Origin of the sequence: Kordia sp. (assembly GCF_050633145.1) — a bacterium.
In the GTDB taxonomy this organism is placed as follows: domain Bacteria; phylum Bacteroidota; class Bacteroidia; order Flavobacteriales; family Flavobacteriaceae; genus Kordia.
In genome coordinates this window covers 27,168-50,168 of sequence record NZ_JBOEFY010000037.1, presented here as the reverse complement: position 1 = coordinate 50,168, position 23,001 = coordinate 27,168, and the positions used below count along the sequence as shown (strand labels likewise).

General features: G+C 33.7%; 23 protein-coding genes. 17 read left to right on the top strand and 6 right to left on the bottom strand.

From position 1 onward, the window contains the following. Positions 1-45 precede the first annotated feature (45 nt). The 6 genes from ACRBBL_RS17465 to ACRBBL_RS17440 all read left to right on the top strand — a co-directional run bounded on the left by ACRBBL_RS17465 (position 46) and on the right by ACRBBL_RS17440 (position 4,423). Complete coding sequence (locus tag ACRBBL_RS17465) at positions 46-1,182, top strand: aminotransferase class I/II-fold pyridoxal phosphate-dependent enzyme (RefSeq protein WP_431370361.1); 1,137 nt, start codon at positions 46-48, stop codon at positions 1,180-1,182. Further along, positions 1,179-1,571 (top strand): DUF2007 domain-containing protein, encoded by a 393-nt coding sequence (locus ACRBBL_RS17460; RefSeq protein ID WP_431370360.1) that lies wholly within the window; start codon positions 1,179-1,181, stop codon positions 1,569-1,571. The genes ACRBBL_RS17465 and ACRBBL_RS17460 overlap by 4 nt, the downstream gene beginning before the upstream one ends. Further along, complete coding sequence (bioD, locus tag ACRBBL_RS17455; RefSeq protein ID WP_431370359.1) at positions 1,568-2,179, top strand: dethiobiotin synthase; 612 nt, start codon at positions 1,568-1,570, stop codon at positions 2,177-2,179. Before ACRBBL_RS17460 ends, bioD begins: the two co-directional genes overlap by 4 nt. Continuing rightward, the gene (gene bioA / locus ACRBBL_RS17450; RefSeq protein ID WP_431370358.1) at positions 2,179-3,444 is read left to right on the top strand and encodes an adenosylmethionine--8-amino-7-oxononanoate transaminase; all 1,266 of its coding nucleotides are present in this window, start codon (positions 2,179-2,181) and stop codon (positions 3,442-3,444) included. The genes bioD and bioA overlap by 1 nt, the downstream gene beginning before the upstream one ends. Positions 3,445-3,467: 23 nt before the next feature. Further along, the gene (locus ACRBBL_RS17445; RefSeq protein ID WP_431370357.1) at positions 3,468-4,034 is read left to right on the top strand and encodes a tyrosine-protein phosphatase; all 567 of its coding nucleotides are present in this window, start codon (positions 3,468-3,470) and stop codon (positions 4,032-4,034) included. 194 nt (positions 4,035-4,228) lie between these two features. Next, a complete protein-coding gene (locus ACRBBL_RS17440; protein ID WP_431370356.1) occupies positions 4,229-4,423 on the top strand; it encodes a hypothetical protein in 195 nt (64 codons plus the stop codon). Between the two features lie 57 nt (positions 4,424-4,480). On the opposite strand, the gene ACRBBL_RS17435 is transcribed toward ACRBBL_RS17440, so the two are convergent. The 3 genes from ACRBBL_RS17435 to ACRBBL_RS17425 form a co-directional block, all read right to left on the bottom strand. Next, positions 4,481-4,663 carry a hypothetical protein gene (locus ACRBBL_RS17435; protein ID WP_431370355.1) on the bottom strand — a complete coding sequence of 61 codons (183 nt, stop codon included), beginning with the start codon at positions 4,661-4,663 and terminating at the stop codon, positions 4,481-4,483. A gap of 119 nt (positions 4,664-4,782) precedes the next feature. Beyond that, entirely contained in the window at positions 4,783-4,974 is a 192-nt protein-coding gene (locus ACRBBL_RS17430) for a hypothetical protein (protein WP_431370354.1), read from the bottom strand. Positions 4,975-5,071: 97 nt separating this feature from the next. After that, positions 5,072-6,772 (bottom strand): helix-turn-helix domain-containing protein, encoded by a 1,701-nt coding sequence (locus ACRBBL_RS17425; RefSeq protein WP_431370353.1) that lies wholly within the window; start codon positions 6,770-6,772, stop codon positions 5,072-5,074. 157 nt (positions 6,773-6,929) lie between these two features. Here ACRBBL_RS17425 and ACRBBL_RS17420 point away from each other — a divergent pair, with 157 nt between their 5' ends. The 10 genes from ACRBBL_RS17420 (at position 6,930) to ACRBBL_RS17375 (ending at position 17,083) form a co-directional block, all read left to right on the top strand. After that, complete coding sequence (locus ACRBBL_RS17420; RefSeq protein ID WP_431370402.1) at positions 6,930-8,087, top strand: beta-ketoacyl synthase N-terminal-like domain-containing protein; 1,158 nt, start codon at positions 6,930-6,932, stop codon at positions 8,085-8,087. A gap of 43 nt (positions 8,088-8,130) precedes the next feature. Further along, positions 8,131-8,748 (top strand): hypothetical protein, encoded by a 618-nt coding sequence (locus ACRBBL_RS17415; protein WP_431370352.1) that lies wholly within the window; start codon positions 8,131-8,133, stop codon positions 8,746-8,748. 28 nt (positions 8,749-8,776) lie between these two features. Beyond that, positions 8,777-10,171 (top strand): flotillin family protein, encoded by a 1,395-nt coding sequence (locus tag ACRBBL_RS17410; protein WP_431370401.1) that lies wholly within the window; start codon positions 8,777-8,779, stop codon positions 10,169-10,171. 500 nt (positions 10,172-10,671) lie between these two features. Then, complete coding sequence (locus ACRBBL_RS17405) at positions 10,672-10,836, top strand: hypothetical protein (protein ID WP_431370351.1); 165 nt, start codon at positions 10,672-10,674, stop codon at positions 10,834-10,836. 251 nt (positions 10,837-11,087) lie between these two features. Further along, positions 11,088-12,704, top strand: a complete 1,617-nt coding sequence (locus ACRBBL_RS17400; protein WP_431370350.1) for a tetratricopeptide repeat protein — start codon at positions 11,088-11,090, stop codon at positions 12,702-12,704. Between the two features lie 467 nt (positions 12,705-13,171). Then, positions 13,172-13,315: a class I lanthipeptide gene (locus ACRBBL_RS17395; protein WP_431370349.1), complete on the top strand. Its 144-nt coding sequence runs from the start codon at positions 13,172-13,174 to the stop codon at positions 13,313-13,315. Between the two features lie 203 nt (positions 13,316-13,518). Next, positions 13,519-14,484 carry an alpha/beta fold hydrolase gene (locus ACRBBL_RS17390; protein ID WP_431370348.1) on the top strand — a complete coding sequence of 322 codons (966 nt, stop codon included), beginning with the start codon at positions 13,519-13,521 and terminating at the stop codon, positions 14,482-14,484. After that, a complete protein-coding gene (locus ACRBBL_RS17385; protein WP_431370347.1) occupies positions 14,477-14,959 on the top strand; it encodes a hypothetical protein in 483 nt (160 codons plus the stop codon). Before ACRBBL_RS17390 ends, ACRBBL_RS17385 begins: the two co-directional genes overlap by 8 nt. Positions 14,960-14,987: 28 nt before the next feature. Continuing rightward, a complete protein-coding gene (gene bioB, locus ACRBBL_RS17380; protein WP_431370346.1) occupies positions 14,988-16,094 on the top strand; it encodes a biotin synthase BioB in 1,107 nt (368 codons plus the stop codon). A 113-nt stretch (positions 16,095-16,207) separates the two neighbouring features. Beyond that, a complete protein-coding gene (locus ACRBBL_RS17375; protein ID WP_431370345.1) occupies positions 16,208-17,083 on the top strand; it encodes a cupin-like domain-containing protein in 876 nt (291 codons plus the stop codon). 44 nt (positions 17,084-17,127) lie between these two features. On the opposite strand, the gene ACRBBL_RS17370 is transcribed toward ACRBBL_RS17375, so the two are convergent. Beyond that, positions 17,128-17,703, bottom strand: coding sequence for a hypothetical protein (locus ACRBBL_RS17370; RefSeq protein ID WP_431370344.1), 576 nt, complete (start codon positions 17,701-17,703; stop codon positions 17,128-17,130). A gap of 53 nt (positions 17,704-17,756) precedes the next feature. Further along, a complete protein-coding gene (locus ACRBBL_RS17365; protein WP_431370343.1) occupies positions 17,757-18,227 on the bottom strand; it encodes a regulatory protein RecX in 471 nt (156 codons plus the stop codon). A gap of 105 nt (positions 18,228-18,332) precedes the next feature. Here ACRBBL_RS17365 and ACRBBL_RS17360 point away from each other — a divergent pair, with 105 nt between their 5' ends. After that, complete coding sequence (locus tag ACRBBL_RS17360; protein ID WP_431370342.1) at positions 18,333-22,436, top strand: lamin tail domain-containing protein; 4,104 nt, start codon at positions 18,333-18,335, stop codon at positions 22,434-22,436. 13 nt (positions 22,437-22,449) lie between these two features. Here the strand turns inward: ACRBBL_RS17360 and ACRBBL_RS17355 are convergent, their stop codons facing one another. After that, positions 22,450-23,001, bottom strand: a complete 552-nt coding sequence (locus ACRBBL_RS17355; RefSeq protein ID WP_431370341.1) for a hypothetical protein — start codon at positions 22,999-23,001, stop codon at positions 22,450-22,452.

Genomic DNA, 23,001 nt, shown 5'->3' with positions numbered 1-23,001 from the left:
GAATAGTAAACAACAGTGATCAATAAAAAGAATACATATAAACACGTGAAAACACCCAAAAAAATACAAGCAAAACTTCAAGGTCGTGTGCAAAATAATGCACTGCGAACGCTTCCTATAACCAAAGGGAATGTTGATTTTTCTTCGAATGATTATTTGGGATTTGCTACTTCTGAAACCATTTTTAAAAAAACACATCAGTTTTTACTAGATAGAAACATACAACAAAATGGCGCTACAGGTTCGCGATTGCTTTCGGGAAATCACAAACTATATCAAGAAGTAGAAGCACAACTTTGTACATTTCACAACAGTGAAGCTGCTTTGTTATTCAACTCAGGATATGATGCCAATATTGGTTTCTTTTCATCTGTGCCGCAGCGTGGAGATATTATAATGTATGATGAATTTATTCATGCTTCAATTCGTGATGGAATTGGAATGAGTAATGCAAAATCATACAAATTCAAGCATAACGAGTTGTCTGATTTACAACAGAAAATTCAAAAAATAAAACAATCAAATACAACAGATCAAGAAATTTATGTGGTGACAGAATCTGTTTTTTCTATGGATGGTGATTCACCTGATTTAAAAGCGTTAGTGAAACTTTGCAATGAGCAAGATGTTTATCTCATTGTAGATGAAGCACATGCTTTAGGTGTTTTTGGCGAATATGGAAAAGGACTTTTACAGGAACTAAACCTAGAAAATGAAGTCTTTGCCAGAATTTACACGTTTGGAAAAGCCCTTGGTTGTCACGGAGCCGTTATTTTGGGAAGTGAAACGCTCAAAAATTACTTAGTCAATTTTGCTAGAAGTCTCGTCTATACCACAGGATTATCGCCACATGCAGTAGCTACGATCAAAATAGCGTATGATGAACTCTCGCAAACAACAGCTATAAAACGGTTACACAAAAACATACAAAGCTTTCAAGAAGCGACAAGAAATTTGAACTTCATTCCAGGAAATGCAGCGATTCACTGTTGTATTCTTTCAGGAAATGATATAGTAAAAAGCACAGCAAAAATAGTACAAGAAAAAGGGTTTGACGTAAAACCAATAGTATCACCAACAGTTCCGAAAGGAAAAGAACGCTTGCGTTTCTGTCTACATTCATACAATACAGAAACAGAAATAAAAGCAGTTATAAACACTTTACAAACACTACAAAAATGAAAAACGAGTTCTATACAGTAACTACTTTTGAATACACGGCAGAAGCGCGCGTAATGCAAGGAAAATTCATGTCGGAAGGCATCGAAGTATTTCTAAGAGATCAATATACCGTTGATGTAGATCCGTTGGTGAGCAATGCAATTGGTGGTGTAAAACTAGAAGTACATTTGCAAGACAAAGAAGCTGCCATTGCGTTATACAATGAATTGCGCGAATACGAAGTAGACAGAAAGCGAAATAGAATCGTGTGTCCTAATTGTAAGGAAAACAAAGTGCTAATTGCGCCACCGAAAAAAAAATTTCTATACATGTTATTCCCGTTTTTTGAGCCAAAAATATATTTGTGTAATATGTGCGGAGAAACTTTTAAACCCGAAAAAGGTCAATGAAAAAGAAAATATTTATCACAGGAATCTCAACTGAAGTTGGAAAAACTGTTGCTTCCGCAATTATAGTGGAAGCCTTACAAGCCGATTATTGGAAACCAATACAAGCTGGTGATTTAGACAATTCCGACAGTCACAAAATAGAAAGATACATTTCAAACACAAAAACAAAAATTCACCCAAATAGTTATGCACTCAATACGCCAATGAGTCCGCACGCTTCCGCAGAAATTGACAATATCACGATCGATTTAGCAAAAATTAAAGAACCAATGACCGATAATCATTTGGTTATTGAAGGTGCAGGCGGAATTTTAGTGCCGTTGAATGACGAAAACACAATTTTAGATGTCATAAAACCTGAATATCATGTTGTGGTAGTTTCGCGTCATTATTTGGGAAGTATCAATCATACCTTACTAACGGTAAATTTGCTAAAAGAAAAAGGCTTCAATGTGTCTATTATTTTTAGTGGGAAGGAACACGTAACAACAGAAACAATCATCAAAAAAATGACCAATGTTCCTGTACTTGGACGTATTGATGAAGAGCCGTATTTTGATCAAAATGTAATTCGCGAGTACGCGGAAACATTCAAAGAAAAACTATAATGAGCTTACAAGAAAGAGATAAAAAACACCTTTGGCATCCACTAACGCAGCACAAATCGCATCCAAATCATATTGCGATTACTAAGGCAAAAGACGCTGTTTTATATGATGAAAACGGCAATGAATATATAGACGGAATAGCGTCTTGGTATACTTGTGTATACGGACATTGCAATCCATACATTATCGACAAAGTATATGCGCAAATGCAAAGTCTAGATCATGTGGTTTTCACAGGATTCACGCACAAACCAGCTGTAGAACTTTCAGAAAAACTCATTGAAATATTACCTAGCAATCAAGAAAAGCTATTCTTTTCAGACAATGGTTCTACTGCTATTGATGTAGCTATAAAAATGGCACTGCAATATCATTTCAATCAAGATGAAAAAAGAGGACGAATTATTGCTTTAGAAAATGGTTTTCATGGCGATACCTTTGGCGCAATGTCAGTTTCTGGACTTTCAGTCTATAACGGACCGTTTGAAGAATTCTTTATTGATGTAGCTCGAATTCCTGTACCAAATGCTGAAAATTTGGAAACAGTAAAAGCATTATTCACCAAATTAATTACAGAACATAAAGTAGCTGCTTTTGTGTACGAACCTTTGGTGCAAGGTGCTGCCGCAATGCAAATGCATAAAGCAGAGCATATCAACGAGATCTTAAAAATTGCACAAGAGCACAACGTTGTTACCATTGCCGACGAAATTATGACTGGTTTTGGAAAAACGGGAAAAAACTTTGCATCAGAATTTATAGAAACCAAGCCAGACATTATCTGTTTATCCAAAGCGTTATCTGCGGGAATGGTGCCAATGGCAATTACGAGTTGTAGTCAAAAAATATACGATGCTTTTTATGCAGATGATATGAAAAAAGGCTTCTTCCACGGACATACCTATTCGGGAAATCCTGTGGCGTGTAGTGCCGCTATTGCGGGAATTGAACTCCTGCAATCAAACGAAATGCAGGCGAATTTAAAACGCATTGAAGCTTCACACAATACATTTGGTCAAGAAATAAAAAAACATCCAAAAGTGGTGTCTACACGACAACAAGGACAAATTTTTGCACTCGATCTAAACATAGAAATGGAACGTTATGGAAACTTACGTGACAAACTGTTCAATTCGTTTATGAGCAAAGGTGTTTGTTTGCGCCCGTTAGGAAATACCATTTACATTTTAGCGCCGTACATTACTACAGATGTGCAATTGCAACAAATATATCAGGCCATTCGCGAAACGCTTGATACACTATAGCTAACTTTCGTAACACAATAATTATGGGATTAGATTATACAGATGGTTGCGTAAATTTTAGAGATGTTGGCGGATATATAAACCTAATACTTGGCGAAAAAAAACTACACGAAAACCAACTTTTAAGAGGCGGAAGTATTGATTATGTAAAAACACTCGATGAAATCGGACAAGCAAAATCTATCATAAACCTGAGAAATGGAGCAGATGAAGCTGCTTTTGATGTGGAATATTTTCACTTTCCCATGTCTAACAAAATTGAAAAATACAATACAAGTCAAAAAGAAGTGAAAATTTGGCTCAATCAAATCATAAAAACTTTTGAGAATCCAGGTATACAATTTCCAGTACTTGTACATTGTTTATCTGGAAAAGATCGCACGGGAATTGTCATTGCAGCAATACTTTTAATCATCGGAATACAAAAAGAAATCATCATTGAAGAATATCTACTCAGTGAAGGAGAAGTAAAAGTAGAATGGATTCAACTTGCAATGGACGGAATGCAAGATGTAGACATGTATTTTAATAGAATTAACCTGCAAAATGTTCGAAAAAATCTTCGTAAGCAACTCACAAACTTTCAGTAAAAAACTTAAAACCTATATCAATAAATTTAATTACCTAACTTGTTTTATTTCAGTTAAATAAGTTTATTTTCTACACTGTCTATTTTTATGAAAAACGTATTAGATTTTCATGAAAATCGTAAATGTTGCTTTGTTTTAGCACAAAATGTGATCTAGTTTTGAGTCAAATCATAAACCTTAAAATTATATTCATTATGAAGAAAAGAAGTTTAAAAAGTTTAAAATTAAACAAGAAATTGATCTCTAATTTAGAAAGTGCAAAAGGAGGAATTATCTCAGTGATTTTATGTCCAGTTGAGCCAACTAAAGAACACAGACTTTGTGAAAATTCTTTTACTGGAAATACAGATATTCCAAACCCTTGCTTGTCAGTACATCCGTGTGTATAACAACAAAAAAAGCTCTTGAGAATAACTCAAGAGCTTTTATTTTTTTAACGAAGCGTATTAAACACAGGTTTCATTATTAGCACTAATCAATCTAGGACTTTCATCTATTGGAGTTGGAGTTTCTGTTGGCTCTAGATATGCGCTAGATTTAATGGTATCTTCTTCATTACCTCCATAGATTTTATATGTTGAGATTGTAATTTTTTTGAGGGATAATTTTTTGTGAAACTTAGTTTTCATAATACAAGTTTTAGAGTTAATTATTATAATGTGAAGAAACTCAATTTCTCTAAACATTCCCAATACTTATAATCGATTTTTATAAAAATCGTACTAGATTTTAACCAAGATATATGTGTTTACATGCACGTTTGTTGATGGCCACTAATTGTCAAATTCTCATCCAGTACAGGTAATTCTGTTGGTTCAAGATATGCGCTAGATTGTGTAGGAACCGATTCACTATCAGGAGTTGCTGAACCGCCAAGAATAATGTATTTAGAAATGGTAACTTTTTTAAGGTTTAATTTTTTGTGAAATCTACTTTTCATACTATTAGTTTTAAGATTAATGATAGTAGAAAGTACGTTAATTCTAAAACCGAATCCCAGTGTTTATAATCGATTTTTATGAAAATAGATTAATAAACTAAAGCTTGTCAAGATTTTTAATATAATAAGAAGGATTAAATCCTGTTCGTTTTTTAAAAGCCTTTGCAAACGATTCTGATTTCTTAAAACCAATTTCTTCTGCAATAGATTGAATGGTGTACGAGCGTAATTTTTTATCATTTTTTAACGCATTTAAAACATAAGTAATACGCATATCAGTCATATATTCTGAAAAAGTCTTCTCTTTATATTTATTAATCACTTGAGATAAATAACTCGAATTAGTATTACACTTTTTTGCCAAGGTGGAAAGGTTGTATTTCTTATCAAGAAAAAATAACTTCGTTTCCAAAACTTCCAAGTTGTTCAATATTTTAGAAGCTTTTTCGTCCGATAATACATAACCAGTAGGAACGGTTTCTACATCCTTGACCTCTGTCGTTTTTAACTCTTTAATAAGTGCATGAAACTTTGTAAACTTTTGTTTTTGCTTATTTCTATAATACATAAAGAAGGCAATTGCAGAAATAATTAAAAGTATAATTGCTAGAATTGCTTGTGTAAAGTAGCTTTTAAATAAATTGGACTCTTTTGCAGCTTTCTCGGCACGATATTCTACATTCTTCAAATCATATCCTTCAAAAATAGTTTGATACAACTCAAAGCGTTTTTCATCATTTAGCTTTTTTCGTTTAATATACTGGTCATAGACCTCCGTCGCTTTTTCATGATTTCCCAATTGAACATACGTTTTTCCAAGAAATTGATATGCTTCGTCTAAGTTTGGGAAATTCAGTTTTTTAGTTTGTATGATACGATCTATTTCTACGAAATTTTCTAAGGCTTCTTTATATTTTTTTAATCCAAATAGGCATTTTCCTTTATCGAGTAATAAATAAGGAGTAACTAAGTCTGATTCTTTGTCTTTAGTTGAAATTGCTAATGCTTCGTTTAGTTTTTCAATAGCTTTCTCATATTTTTTTTCTGCGGTATATACATTTCCTTTCCCGCCAATAGCAATACACTTCGCAGGAAGATAATTAATAGTTTCGTTCAATAAAAGACTTCTTGAATACAACTCAATTGCGTGCTCGTACATAGCTAAGTCAGTACGGGCTTTCGCTGTATTATTGAGCATTATAATAAAATTTTTTTTCAAAGCATATGAATTGGGTTTTGTACTGAGTAGCGAATCGTACGAGTGGATAATCTTATAAAATTGAAGAGATGCTTCTTGCGTTTTTCCTACTCTTAGTTTCATTACTGCAATATTAAATTTTAGTGTCAATAATTTACTAATTGAGCTTTTAGTACGCATAATGTCATACGCTTTTAAATAGTAATCCAATGCAGCCTTAAAATTAGACTGCATATAAAAAGTAGCGCCTTTGGCATGAAAAAAAGAACCTAATAATGAATCTTTCTTGCTGCTCTTTGCAAGTAAAATGGCTTTGTCAATTGCCGAATGTGCTTCTGAATATGCTTTTGCTTTTCTGTAGGTGCGATATTTAAAATAATACGATTTGGCAATATAAAGTGTGTCTTTTTGTCCTCTTGCTTTATCTGAAAAAGCAGTAATATAAGTATCTATATTTTTTACGGAATTTAATCGTTCCTTAATATATGTATGTTGCTGCGAAAGGTTTTTCTCTTTAAAAATAGAAAGGGAATCTTGATTATTAGCCAAAACCCAAAAAGGAAGTAAAATAAGTAACAAAGAAATTTTAGAAATATTCATTAAGGGTAATTTAATTTCACATAAAAAAATACAAGATATAATATCTAACTTTTTATAGGTGTAAAAACAATCATAATTTCTCCAACTTACAGTCTATAAATGTTAGCAAATCATCACATTTCTTACGATATTAGCAGTCTCAATTTATATGATTATGATGCATGACTGTATTTCAATAACTGGCTTGGGTTCGGTATCTCCATTGGGAAGTACACAAGCCGAAATTTGGGAACATTATACAACTAATTTTCATTGTTTTCAGACTGAAACAATTCAAAATGAATATGTGAATACAGCGCGACTTTCCACAACGGCAAAAGCGGGGGTTGAAGCATTAAAAAATTCCAATTCAAAATATAAAAACCTTGATAATAGTGTGTTGTACGCAATAGTAGCTTCACGAATTGCTATTAAAAATGCTGCTTGGAATGATGAAAACAACTTCGGAATAAACATAGGTTCGTCTAGAGGTGCTACATCACTTTTTGAAAAATATCATCAAGATTTCTTAGAAAATAAATATGCAGAAACGCTAAGTTCACCAACAACTACTTTAGGAAATATTTCGTCTTGGGTTGCACACGATTTGCAAACTACAGGACCGCAAATATCACATTCCATTACTTGTTCTACAGCATTACATGCGTTGTTAAACGGAATTGCTTGGCTGCAGTCGGGAATGACAGAGAAATTTTTGGTAGGAGGAAGTGAAGCGCCACTAACACCATTTACCATTGCGCAAATGCAAGCTTTGCATATATATGCAAAAAAAGAAGCAAATTTTCCTTGTTTGTCGTTAGACTTAGAAAAAAACCGAAACACTATGATTTTGGGTGAAGGAGCTGCTTCAATCTGTATGGAAAAAGGTGAAAAACCAAATGCATTGGCAAAAATTAGAGGAATTGGTTATGCTACAGAAATTTTAAAACACAACACATCCATTTCGGCAGAAGGTATCTGTTTTGAAAAATCGATGCGTATGGCATTACAAGGACATTCAACCGAAGAAGTAGATGCAATTGTGCTACATGCACCAGGAACAATTAAAGGTGATTTAGCAGAATTTCAAGCAATCAAAAAAATATTTTGTAACAAAATGCCAAGTCTGACTACGAATAAGTGGAAAATAGGTCACACTTTTGGAGCTTCAGGAATGTTAAGTGTAGAATTAGCAATTCTCATGATACAGCAACAACAATTCATATCAATTCCGTATCTTGGAAAAGGAAAAATACCGAAACAACTAAACAAAATTTTAGTCAATGCGGTCGGATTTGGAGGAAACGCTGTTTCAGTATTGCTAACCAAAGACTAAAAATTCAACAAATAAATAAAATAACACATTAAAACCGTATGCTATGGAAGATTGGTTTTCAGCATTAACAACTTTTGAAAAGTCGTATTGGGTCATCGCTGCAATATCATCAACGATTTTTGTATTTGTACTTATCACTACATTCTTAATAGGTGATGCAGATGGCGCTGATGGCGACGTAGATTCCGATATAGAAAGCGATACAGGAATTGGGTTTCAATTCTTTACGTTCAAAAATTTAGTGGCTTTCTTTACCATATTTAGTTGGGCAGGAATTTCATCTATCAATGCAGGTTACGGAAAAGGTGTGACTATTTTAATATCATCACTAGCTGGACTCGCAATGATGGTTGTGATGGCAACACTTATTTACTACATTAACAAACTAGTAAGTAGTGGAACACTCAAGCTTGAAAACGCTATTGGAAACGTGGGAGAAGTATACTTAACCATAGGTGCCAATCGTTCCAAAATTGGAAAAGTTCATGTCAATATTCAAGGCGCTTTGCGCGAATTGGATGCACTTGCAGATAGTGAAGAAACACTCAAAACAGGAACTGTAGTAGAAGTAACGGAAATTACAGGAACCGGAATATTAATCGTTCAACCAATAAACAAAAAAAATTATGACAAAAGCGCTTCTCTTATTGCAGGATCCTAATAATATTAGTGGGGGTTCTATTGGAGAGATGTCTGGACTAATAACATTAGTCGCTGTAGGACTCTTTATCTTTTTATTAATCACTGTATTTATTCGTAGATACAAACGTTGTCCATCAGACAGGATCTTAGTAGTATACGGAAAAGTTGGAGGCGGAGAATCTGCCAAATGTATTCATGGTGGTGCAGCATTTATATTGCCAGTTATACAAGATTACGAATTCTTAGACTTAACACCAATTTCAATAGAAGTAAACCTAGTCAACGCTTTAAGTAAGCAAAATATTCGTGTAAATGTACCTTCTCGATTTACCATTGGTATCTCAACAGAACCAGGAGTAATGCAAAATGCAGCAGAACGTTTACTTGGATTAGGACAACATGAAATTCAAGAACTAGCACAAGAAATTATCTTTGGTCAGTTACGTTTGGTAGTAGCTTCAATGGATATCGAAGAAATTAACTCTGATAGAGATAAATTCTTAACAAACATTTCTCAAAGTGTTGAATCAGAATTAAAGAAAGTAGGTTTAAAACTGATCAACGTAAACATTACCGATATTGTTGACGAATCGGGATATATTGAAGCACTTGGTAAAGAAGCTGCAGCACACGCAATTAACGCAGCTCGTAAATCGGTTGCAGAGAAAAACAGAGATGGTTCTATTGGTGAGGCAAACGCTTTACAGGATGAACGTACACAAGTAGCAGCCGCAAATGCAAAAGCAGTTGATGGAGAAAATACCGCGAAAATTGAAGTAGCAAACTCTGATTCTTTACGTAGACAGCGTGAAGCAGAAGCAGAACGTGTGGCAATTGCATCTGAAAAAGTACAAGCAGCAAAAGCCTTAGAAGAATCGTACGCAGCAGAGCGTGAAGCGGAAGTTGCCAGAGCAGAAAGAGAGCGTTCATCGCAACAAGCCGATATTATTGTACCTGCCGAAATTGACAAACGTAAAGTAGAAATTGACGCAGAAGCAGAAGCAGAACGTATTCGTAGAAAAGCAAAAGGTGAAGCTGATGCAATCTTATTTAAAGCACAAGCAGAAGCACAAGGTCAATTTGAAGTATTAACGAAACAAGCGGCTGGTTTGGAGCAAATTGTAAAAGCAGCTGGAAACAACTCAAAAGATGCAGTATTGTTATTAGTTGCTGATAAATTACCTGAATTGGTAAAAACACAAGCAGAAGCTATTAAAAACATCAAGATTGATAAAGTTACCGTTTGGGAAAATGGTGGAGGAAAAGATGGTAAAACATCTACGTCCAACTTTATTTCGGGAATGTACAAAGCAGTTCCGCCATTACAGGAAATGTTCAACATGGCAGGAATGGAATTACCAGAATATTTAAAAGGTAAAGATGTAACAAAAGAAATTCCTGCAACTGAAGTAGAATCTTCAGATGATTCAGAAGAAAAATAATCAAACTAAAAATATAGAAGAATCCGCCTTAGAGCGGATTTTTTTATGTTTTTTAATCTCGTTAAAGCTATTTCATTTCTTATCTAAAAAGTACCATATAAAGTAAAAAAAGCAAACCCTAAATCATTTAAATTTGTGTGTGCTGATAAACCCTATTTTTTTTAAATTAAAGCAATTATTTAAATAGCAATTGTTTTTATGTTGTTAGGTGTAAATATTTGTTTTTCAGTCATTTAACTGTATTTTTTGTATGTAAAAATCTATTTTTAACTTCTTTAAAAAGACCTTATTTTTAATTAAGAATGATCGCTTTTACCATTCTTGAAACTCTAAATTAATGACTTGCCCTATTTTGTTTAAAGTCGTGATATGTTCCTTTTTTTTGATGCTTTAATAACTGACATTCGTATTCGAAATCAAAGGACAATTGTTTTCAATTTCAAATACGGGGAAGCCGAAAACCTTTATTAGAGTAGGCAACATTCTTAAAACATAAAACGATGAAAAAGTCATTAAAAAAGTTACAGATCAACAAAGAAGTAATCTCTAATTTTCATGCTAATAAAATTACAGGAGGAAGTATATTTAATACGGTTACTGAATGTAGAAATGGTGAGCCACCAACAGATATTTTTTGCGCAACAGGTGCAATAGCTTGTGGGTAATTAAATAAACAGATATTGAGTTACGACTTTTATCTGTTGAAAAAGAGTTGGAGTGTTTGCTTCAACTCTTTTTTTATGTGAAAAATAATGAATGGAATGGTGTATACCAGAAATTTTTTGCTTTGTTGAAGTATATTTTTTAGGAAACAAGGAGCTGCTAAAATCAAATCGAAATTCTATACGATTAATGGTTCTAAAATTAATATAGTTACTTTGTACTAAATATGAAGTTTTCTTTTTCCATTTAATATATGAATACACAAAAAGCACCAGTTATTCTCATAGGAATTATTTTCTTTTTAGTAGGACATTATTCATTCCCACAGCAGGCGCATACTATTAAAGAAACTAAAGGGCAAACGGTACAACAATATCTAGATGTAGGCAATGCATTGCAAAAAAAAGAAAACTATGTAAACAGTATATCCTATTTCGTAAAAGCTATCGAGATAGCAGAAGAAATAAAAGATGAAGACTTACTGTTTAAAGCCCACATGAAACTTGGGAATTCATATTACTTCAGTTGGAAAAACGAAAAAGCTATAGAAGCTTACTACAATGCTTTGACTATTGCAAAAAAGAATAAAAACATAGATCAAGAATTAATTGCATATTCTGGTCTAATAGCTTTTTTACCTTCTATCAATAAAGAAGATAAGGCTGTAGATTTTTCCGTGTATGCATTAACCTTAATCGACAAAGCTACTTTTAAAGGTAAAAAAAACCATGTGCGCGTATTGACAACTATATGTGATGCTTATATGGCGCAAGGGAATTACGAAGCAATGTTTCCACATATAAAAAAAGGAATTGCACTAGCTAAAAAACTACACTTTCAAGAGGGACTTGTTGACTTATACATAAAAAAAGGAAAATTTTATAGACATCAAAAAAAATGGGAACTAGCATTTGAATGTCTATTTAAAGCAGAAACAATCATAAAAAAAAACAACATAGCAAGTCCTTTCTTCCCAACAGTAAATACAAATTATGCAATAGCGCTTTGCTTTTATGATCTTCAAAAATATGATGAAGCAATTCAGTATTTATTGAATTCAATGGCTTATATAAAAGATGAAGATTTAGAAAAAGATAATGTAATAAACACGCACAATCTATTGGCACAATGTTATTCGAAAAAAGGAAACTATAAGGAAGCTACTATTTTGTTGAATAAAGTTATAGAAATTAAAAATACGGCAAGTCGCAAAAAAGATATCGCAACGAATAAATTTCATGATAAAGACAGTGAAAAATTTTTAGTCCAAATCGTTGCATTGCAAAATCAAGAAAAAGAAGATAAACAAACCATAAATTATATGTTATGGGGAATTATAATAGCTACTTCTGCATTTTTGTTAACGCTCATCTTATACGTTAAAAAGCAGCAAACGAATCAAGCAACATTTAAAACACTTCTAGAAAAAATTTCAACACTAGAAGAAGACGAAAAAGTAACATTTCAAAAAAAATCAAAAAAACAAATCAAAAATATTCCAATTGATGATGCTACTCTCAAAGCAATTATTGGGCGATTACACAAACTGGAAGTGCAGGAATACTTTTTGAAATCGAATTGTAACTTGACTTCTGTCGCTAAAAAAACAAAAACGAATGTTACTTATTTGTCACAGATAATCAATAATGAAAAAGGAAAAACTTTTAGTGATTATATCAATGAGCTACGAATTGAATATGTTTTAAAAAGATTAAAAAACGATAAGAAATTCAGATCATTTTCTATAAAAGGTATTGCAACTGAAATAGGATATAAAACCGACGATTCTTTCGTAAAACATTTTAAAAACAAAACAGGATTGAATCCATCTTACTACATAAAAGAACTGAATAAAATAGAAATTTTCTAAAAGCTAAAAATGACCCTATTTTAAAGAAAATAGGGTATAATGATTTCGCTATTTTTCGGTGAGCATCTATATTTAGTAAGTGAAAACAAAAACTCTTTTAAATATGAAAAACCAATTACTAAAATTTAGTCTAAAAAAAACTACTATAGCTAAGGTGAGCCTAAGTAAAACGAACGAAATAAAAGGAGGATCGAGTCTTCCAACAGATTTTGATAACATCACATTTCGAGATGGCTGTCCTTCTCATTCTAAGTAATAATTACGTATAAAAATCCATTTTTTAAGTCTTGTTTTTACACAAGACTTTTTTTATACCCTATTTTATTTAATCTCGCGATATGATTGTTTTCTATAATTTCTAAATCATAGATATTAGTGTCAGAATTTAAGCATTGCTAGCATGTTTATTTTAAAAGGGAAAACCGAAAACCTTTAATAGAGTAGGTTATATTTAAACAATCAATACAATGAAGAAAAAGAATCTTAAATCGTTGAGCCTTAATAAAAAAGCAATCTCTGTTTTTAAAATTAATGAATTAGAGCAAGTAAAAGGTGGTAGAGGAACTTTTAGACCTAGTTGTAGCAGAGCTGTTTCATGCTCTCCGTTCTAATTTATAAGTGAACTTTGATCAATTCTGATCGGAAGAAATTCTGATCATTTGATTATTTTTATAGAATTCCTTGGAAGTTATTGTTTCTGAGGAATTCCTTTTTACAATAAAAAATAAAAGGATAGTCTAATATATGTCTTTTCCTTTGTAACGTAATTCATCTTTTCTAGTCAAATAGCTATATTTACAATAAATTGTTAGCTATGAAATTATTGTCACGTCTTTTACTAGTGTTTGTATTTGGTGCAACTTCTTCAACTTTTGCACAACAAGAAGCAGATATCTTTGATAAATTCGAATCAAAATTCTACACCATTGATGGTTACAAAATTAATGTAGAAGTAAAAGGATCTGGAGATCCAATTTTCTTTTTACCTGGCGGACCAGGAAACTCTCACGATTACATGCAAGGGAATTTTGGACAATACTACAAAACCAATACAGTTGTGTTTTTCGATTTCTTGGGAAGAGGTAAAAGCGATGATGCTAAAAACCCATCTGAATATTCAGTGGAAAATGATGTTGAACTCATTGAAAAACTTCGCAAACTCTTAAAATTCAAAAAAATCTCTTTGGTAGGACATTCGTACGGAACTGTTCCTGCGCAAGCATACGCCATCAAATACAAAGACAATGTTGACAAAATGGTGTTGATTAATGGTTTTCACAGTGGTGCTATGTGGCAAGCAAACTGCGATAGTTACAATCGTTATGCAAAAACACACTTTCCTGAAAAATGGAAAAAAGTAGATTCATTACGTGCGTTAGGATATGTTTCAAGCGATCCTGAATTTATGAAAGTCTACGGAAGTTTTCCAACCAAATATGTATACTATCACAACACAAAACTGAAGCAAAATTCGCCAAAAGAAAAACATAGAGGTTGGGCAAATGATGTATATGTTTCTATCATTGGAAAAGATGGCGATTTTGATGTTTCTGGAAGTATGATCTATCAAGATTATCGAAAAGAATTAAAAAATATAAAAGCAAAAACCTTAATCGTTGCAGGTCGTTATGATGGTGTTTCTACGCCAGAATTTGCAGTGCAATACAAGCAATTTATGCCACAAGCCAAATTTGTAATGTTTGAGCAAAGTGGGCACAATCCATACTTGGAAGAAGCAGATAAATTCTATAAACTATTTACAGATTTCATCAATGAGTGATACAAAAATTGTCTTTAAAGAAGATGTACTCATCATAAAAACACTTTTAGGAATGGTTGCACTTGCTTGCGGAATTGTATTGCTTATTACAGGCTTTCTCTATGGTTTTATTCTTTGCGGGTTATCTTTTTTTTATCTTTATACAGATGGATCTGAAATTGATTTTGAAGCGAATAAGTATCGAACTTTCACAGAAGTATTTGGAATTCGATATGGAAAATGGAAAGAATTACCAGAAATAGACTATGTTTCCGTGTTTAGTACGACAGAATCGGTCATGGTACGTTCTCGTTCTGCGGAAGCGAGAGTACGAAGTAATGTTATTATTGTAAATTTATTTTACAATGGAAATCATCGCATCAAAGCATACACCGCAAAAAAGAAAGAAAAAGCATTTCAAATAGCAAAACAAATAGCAGAAATATTAAAAATTGATATTTTAGACGCAACAGAAGCAGAATCTAAATGGTTATAACTATTTTTGTCACCAAACTTACTTTTTTATGAACAACATTCGACACAATTGGACTAAAGAAGAAATCATAGCGATTTACAACAAACCAATGATGGAATTGCTATATGAAGCAGCAACGGTACACAGAGTTCATCACGATCCAAATACCGTGCAAGTGTCTACATTACTATCTATAAAAACGGGAGGATGTCCTGAAGATTGTGGGTATTGTCCGCAAGCAGCACGTTACCATACCGATATTGAAGGAAATGATTTAATGACCGTTTCGCATGTAAAAGCACAAGCATTACGTGCCAAAGCTTCGGGAAGCTCGCGAGTATGTATGGGAGCAGCATGGAGAAATGTAAAAGACGGACCAGAATTCGATCAAGTATTAGAAATGGTACGTACCATTAATAAACTAGATATGGAAGTTTGCTGTACGCTAGGAATGGTGACAGAAAACCAAGCACAACGTTTAGCAGAAGCAGGGTTGTACGCTTACAATCACAACTTAGACTCATCGGAAGAATACTATAAAGAAGTCATCTCAACACGTGGATATGAAGATCGTTTGGAAACGATTGATAATGTTCGTAAAACCAATGTAACGGTTTGTAGTGGTGGAATTATAGGAATGGGAGAATCTGTAGAAGATCGTGCAGGAATGGTAGCCGCTTTGGCAACATTAAATCCGCAACCAGAATCTGTACCAATCAATGCATTAGTAGCTGTTGACGGAACTCCGTTAGAAAATGAAAAACCTGTAGAAATTTGGGATATGATTCGTATGGTAGCTACCACAAGAATTGTAATGCCAGAAACACAAGTACGTTTATCTGCTGGAAGAACCAACATGAGTAGAGAAGGACAAGCAATGTGTTTCTTTGCTGGCGCAAACTCTATTTTTGCGGGAGATAAATTACTAACAACACCAAATCCAGATGTAAATGAAGACATGAAAATGTTTGAAATGTTAGGATTAAATCCTCAAAAACCATTTACAAAGAAGGTGCAACCACAAACTGTAGAAGCTGAAGATTCTCAGTATCAAGCGCTAGGAGAAAAACCAAAATGGTCAAGACCAGGGCATACAATCGAACGAAACGAGCAGGCAAAAGAAAACAAGAAAGCCGCCGCATTAGAAAAGAAATAGTAATGAGTATCAAAATATATTCTAAAAAGAGCTCATAATTGAGCTCTTTTTTTGTTTAAAAAATATATTTTTCATAACAATTTATTAACTTAGCTAGAATAAACGTTAGAATTTTGAAATTGAATCTACAAGAAATTCCAAGGGTTAAAACAATTACCAAAGAAGACTTTATTAAAAATTACTTTAAGCCACAGAAACCTGTGGTGATAGAAAATTTTATTGAAGATTGGCCTGCGTATACCAAATGGAGTTTGGAGTATATGAAAGAAATAGCGGGCGATAAAGAAGTCCCACTATATGATGACAGACCTGTAGATTATAAAGATGGTTTCAACGAACCACATGCAAAAATGAAAATGTCGGAATATGTAGATTTACTCAAACGAGAACCTACAAAATATCGTATTTTTCTGTGGAATATTCTAAAAGAAATTCCTTCGCTCCAAAATGACTATACCTATCCAGATTTTGGATTAAAGTTGATGAAATCCTTACCAATGTTATTCTTTGGAGGAACCAACTCACATACGTTTATGCATTATGATATTGACTTAGCTAATATTTTTCACTTTCATTTTGAAGGAAAAAAACAATGCATTCTGTTCGATCAAAAACAAAATGATTACCTCTACAAAATTCCACATTCTCTGATTGTTCGTGAAGATATTGACTTCTCAAATCCTGACTTTGAAAAATGGCCAGCCTTGCAAAAAGCACAAGGGCATATTACAGAGTTAGAACATGGGAACATACTTTATATGCCAGAAGGATATTGGCATTACATGAAATACATAACACCAGGTTTCTCTATGAGTTTGCGCTCATTTGCTAAGAATCCAAAAAACTTAGGGAGAGCAGTGTATAACTTTTTTATCATGAGACATTACGACAATTTCATGCGTAAAATAAAGGGGCAAAAATGGATTGATTGGAAAAATGAGGAAGCTGTTTTACGAACGCATCGAAAGAATAATCTAGAAATACGCTAATGATAGACAAGCACAAGTCTTTGTTTTGTTGTTTATTAGAATTTTTAATCCCACAAAAAATCGAAAATACTCGATTTATATATTAATAACTCCTTTTCTGTAAAAATAATAAGTACAGTTTCTATAGCGGAAATAATGGCTAAGTTGTAAGATATAATTTGAAAACTGTAAGTTGAATTTAATAAAAGAAAAGCGAAATGTAAAGACATGGTTACGAGCCAAAGTTTACTTAAAATGGTTTTTGTGACTACAATACTCCGATATCTAATAAAGGAAATAATAAAAACTATAGACTTTATAATTAAAATTTCTTTAATCGGATAATGCAAAAATGAGGAGCTAAAATCAGAATCAAAGTAATTATAACGTAAGTTAATATTAGTGATAATAGTTAAAAATGCTACAATCCAAAATAGATAGTATGAAGATGCTTCAAGTTGATTTTGAGGATAGTTTCTTTTGAATAAATCATAAACAAGCATAAAAAATATAAGACTAGAAAAGACAAGGTTATAAATACTCCAAAATCTTAAAGGAATCATAGTTAAAAATAAAGCTGCAAAAATAAATCGCATGTATGCTCTACTATTTGAAGAAATATGAGATGTAAGTGTTGCCATAAAAATTCTTCTTTTCTGGATCGTTATGTGCAAAATTACACTAATTCATAAACTTACTTCACCAACTCATTGATCTTTTCGTAAACCAAGTGCGATTCCCAACCTCTATAAAATAAATAATCAGCAATTTTCTTTTTTCGCTTAAGCGGATTTGTCTCTTTTACAGCATTAGCACGTTTCCTAGCCAATTCATCCAATGTGTTTAAATAGTCAGCTTCTTCAATTTCTTTCAGCGCTGCATCAATATTATATTTCGAAATATTCCGAAACTTCAACTCTCTAACAATACGTAAACGCCCCCATTTTTTTATTCTAAACTTTCCTCTGGCAAAACTTCTAGCAAAGCGTTCCTCATTTAAAAAATTATCTTGAATCAATTCGGTTACAATCAAATCGATAGCTTCAGGAATCATGTTTATTTTCTGTAATTTTTCAACAACTTCTTTATGGCAACGGTCTTGATAAGCGCAAAATTGTTGCAGTTTTACTTTGGCTTCGGTAATTGAATAAGACTTTTTTTCCATACGAGGTTACAAAAGAATAACTATTTATTTACAGAAACAAGTTTTTAGACTCTTGATAATTAGCTGATAATCCAGTATCTTAGTAGGGTTATAAAATGTAGCGGTATGAAAAAAAAAATAGCCCCCGTTTTCTTTTTTCTAATGTGTTTTATTGGTCATGGTCAAATTTTAACCTTTGATTTCAATGGATTAGCAGGAAACGAAGCTTCAGCGGTATCAAATACAAACGATGCAAACCTATCTACTTCAACCATAACTAGAGGTAGCGGACTTACTGCATCTAACAACGGAAATAGATTTAATGCCACTTCTTGGGCAACAACAAGTATAGCAAATGCTGTCTCAGGAAATGATTATATGGAATTCACAATCACACCTAACAGTGGTTTTGATTTCAATGTAACAACGATGGTCTTCAATGTACAACGTTCGGGAACTGGACTAAGTGCTATTTCTTTGCGAAGTTCATTAGATAGTTATGCGGCAAATATTGATGCAGAAATGGCTATCGTCGATAATACAAGTACACAAGTAATTACATTTACAGTAAGTCAAACAGGAAATTCAGCAGCAGTTACATATAGAATATATGGTTTTTCAGAATCTACAGGCGGTTCAGGAGGATTTGAAGGTTCAGGAAATGATATTATCGTAAATGGAACAGTAGTTTCTTCATGTACAGATGCTGTTGATACGGCAAATATTCAATCGCCAACATCTTCACCACAAACAATAACAGTGGGCGATACTTTTAATGTAACAGCACAAACATTTGAATTAGGAGTCACAGAAGCAGCAGGCGCAGGTGCAGGAATTGAAGCATGGATTGGTTACAATACAACAAATAATGATCCTAGTGTTGGAGCTGGTTGGACATGGGTTGTAGCAACGTTTAATACACAATCGGGAAATAATGACGAATTTATAGCAGAAATTGGTTCAGGGTTGGCAATAGGAACGTATTACTATGCTTCTCGCTTTCGACTCAATAGTTGTAATTTTACCTATGGAGGAACTGGTGGTGTTTGGAGTAATGATTCTGTACAATTGGACGTAAATGCACCTCCAACAGCAGATGTGGTCATCACAGAAATCATGTACAATACTACGAGTACTGATGACGAATGGATAGAAATATGTAATGTTTCTGGAAGCACACAAGACTTAAGCTCTTATATTATTGATGTTGGTGGTGTTACCGAACACACATTTGGAGGAAGCACAACACTAGCAGATGGCGCTTGTATCACAATATCGCTTGGAAGTAATGGTGACGGAACCTACAATAATGGATGTAATTTTACGCCAGATGAAGGAGAAGATGCTAGTACAAATAGCACAAACAATTTAGTAAACTCAACAGATACAATTACACTATTTGCCGCAGACGGAACTACAGTTGCCGATGTAGTAACCTATGCAAGTGGCGACGGAGGAAATGGAAATGATGCTTCTCTACATGTAGTTGATGTTTCAATGGACAATTCTGATACAGGAACCAATTGGCAAGAAGTCACTATTGGTGGATCGCCAGGAACAAACTCATTACTATCTCCATGTGCAAGCACGCAGGTAGAATTTGTAAGTACTACCTCAACACTAGCGGAAGATGGAGTTACCATCGATGTATGTGTTGCAATTACGAATCCTAGTGGTTCTACAGCAACAACGGTTGAAGTTGCACTTGATGGCGCAAGTACTGCAACCAATGGAACAGATTACGATGATGGTGCAGGATCGCCAGCTGCAATCTCGTTTCCAGTAACGCTAACATTTCCAGCAGGATCATCAACAAACCAATGTGTGTCTATCTTTATCTCAAATGATGATGCGGTAACAGAACCTAGTGAAACGGTTATTTTAAACTTACAAAATGTTTCTGGAGGAACTACGCCTTCTATAGGAACAAATTCGACGCATACACTAACAATTACAGACAATGATGGTGCTGGTTCTAGTGATATCATGATTACACAATATTATGAAGGCGCTTCTACAGATAAATGGATTGAAGTAAAAAACGTAAGCGGAGCTATAATCCCAGCCAATACGTATTATATTGTAGTTTTAAATAATTTAGATGCAGACAATCCGGCTTCGGCAGATCCTTCAGATTCAGGTTCACCATCAATCAATAATAATATATTGATATCCACAGATATGGCAATTGGAGAAGTACGCCGTTACAAGCATGATACAGCTGTATTGCCAGCCTATGCTTCGCCAGGAGAAGTTGGGTATGACGGGAATCCTACGTTTGAGTTTCCATCTACAGCAAGTCTGTTTAGTGGAGATGATTTGGTGATAATTTCCACAAGTATTGACAGCAATACTTGGGCAAATAGAGTAGATGTTATTGGAGATGGAACTACTTGGGGAGATCGCAGATGCTTTGTGAGAAATTCTTGTGTTTCTACTGGACCATCTACAACATGGGATATTAATGATTGGGTTGAATTTACAGATGCAGAAGTAGAAAGTCCAGTGTCGGGCACAAATCCATATCTAGGAGAACATGAAGAAGGAGTCACTTCTTGGAATGGTTCAACTTGGAGTAATGGAACTCCCGATAGGTCAAGAATAGTTACGTTGGCAGGAACCTATAATACAACAACGCATGGTAATTTAACGGTGTGTTCGTTAACAGTTGATAGTGGAGTTACTGCTACAATTCCAGCAGGAACATATATCGATATCGAAAACGATTTAACTGTAAACAATACAGGAATTCTTAATATAAATCATCAAGGTTCACTAGTGATGGTAGACGATTCAGGAACAGTCACGCTAAACGGAACAGGAATTGTAAATGTTGAAAAAACTACAACTTCTTTTGAGCAGTATGATTATACCTATTGGTCTTCGCCAGTTGCAAGCACAACTTTTGGAACAGCATTAGGAACTTGGCGTTTAGATAGAACATTTAGCTATGTAGCAGCTAATTTTGAAGATTTAGACGATGATGAATTTGATGACAATGATGATGTTTGGGCGCATATTTTATCTGGAGATACAATGACGCCAGGTGTTGCGTATGCTGCAATGGGACCAACTACAGGAAGTTTTCCAAGAACAGAAAATGTTACATTTAGTGGCGCTATAAATAATGGTGTTGTTACTTCGCCTATTAGTTTAAGTGCCGATGCTTCGGATACGGACGATGATTGGAACTTTGTCGGAAATCCATATCCATCAGCGATAAGCGCAGACGATTTTGTGACATTAAATACGAATATTACAGGAACCTTATACTTCTGGACGCATGTTGATGATGCTTCCATGTCAAATCCTGGGCCCGATTTATATAATTTCAGTACAGACGATTATGCAATGTATAATGCTTCTGGCGGTGTTGGTACAGGTTCCACAAGTGGAAGTACAGCACCAACAGGGTTTGTTGCTTCTGGGCAAGGTTTCTTTATAGAAGCAATTACTGCTGGAACGGTTACATTTAACAATAGCATGCGAAGCAATACACATGATAATACAAATTTTTACAGACCAAGCAATGCTGAAAGTACAACCGAATCTATCGAAGAACGTGATCGGATTTGGTTGAATCTCACAAATGCAGATGGCGCGTTTAGTCAATTGTTAATCGGTTTCTTTGATGATGCTACATTACAAAAAGATCGATTGTATGATGGAATTCGATTGAATGGTTCAAACTATTTGCGATTCTATTCAAAAGATGATGCGCATCAATACGGAATTCAAGGACGACCAGCATTTGTAGATACTGACGTTGTTCCTTTAGGATATGATTCGGCTGTATTGGGCGATATTACTATTAGTATCGATCAAATAGAAGGAATCTTAAACACAAGTGTTGTTGAGGTGTATCTGAAAGATTTAGAATTAAACATTACACACAATTTAAAATTAGCTCCTTATACATTTGAAACGACAGATGGTATTTTTGCAGATAGATTTCAGTTGCAATTTATCAATACAATTTTAAGTGTAGAAGAAGAAGTTATTGCAGAAGATGCGCTTGCGGTATATTTAAACAACAATAAAGAAATAGAAATCAAACAACGTACGCGAACGGTTATCAATAGTGTAAAAGTATATTCGATGCTAGGACAATTGGTTGGAGCAATCACAGATATGAATCAAAAAATTTCTTTACGAGAACAAGCCTCAGGTATGTATTTAGTAATTATTGATACAGAAAAAGGTTCGTTGACGAAGAAAATTACGCGTTAGGTGACATAGGAATTTAGAACCCAAACAAACTTTTTAAAGAAGCAAAAAAACCTTTTGCTTCTACAACTGTTTTTTCAATAGTATCAATTTTAGTATAAGTATCTAGGTTATTAATAGGTTGCATATAGATTAATTGAGTTTCTTTTTGAACCTTATATGTTCCATCCATTCCAAAATGAATTTCTACGCCAGTTTCAATGATTCCATGTTGGTGAAAATTTCCTTTTTCATCTCCATTTGGCGTCATCATGATGCGTTTTGAGAAAAAACTGCTTTTAAATTTACCAAAATCATTTCCTTTTGCATTCGGTTTTGTCAAATCATCATTCGCAAAAAACCATCCTAAAAGATCTCTTGAATTTGCTAAATCGTGTGCCATAAGCGCACAATAAAAAAAGATAAATAACTCATTAGAAATGCCATTTGGGAAAGTTATGATAAAGTCTGAATTGTTATTGCTTTTGTATATTTCAGCAGCTTCAATCTTCATTTCATTGACAAGATATGTTACTACTTTTTGTAAGTTTTCTAAGGTAACATCTTTGAGTTGTATACAATCTTTCAT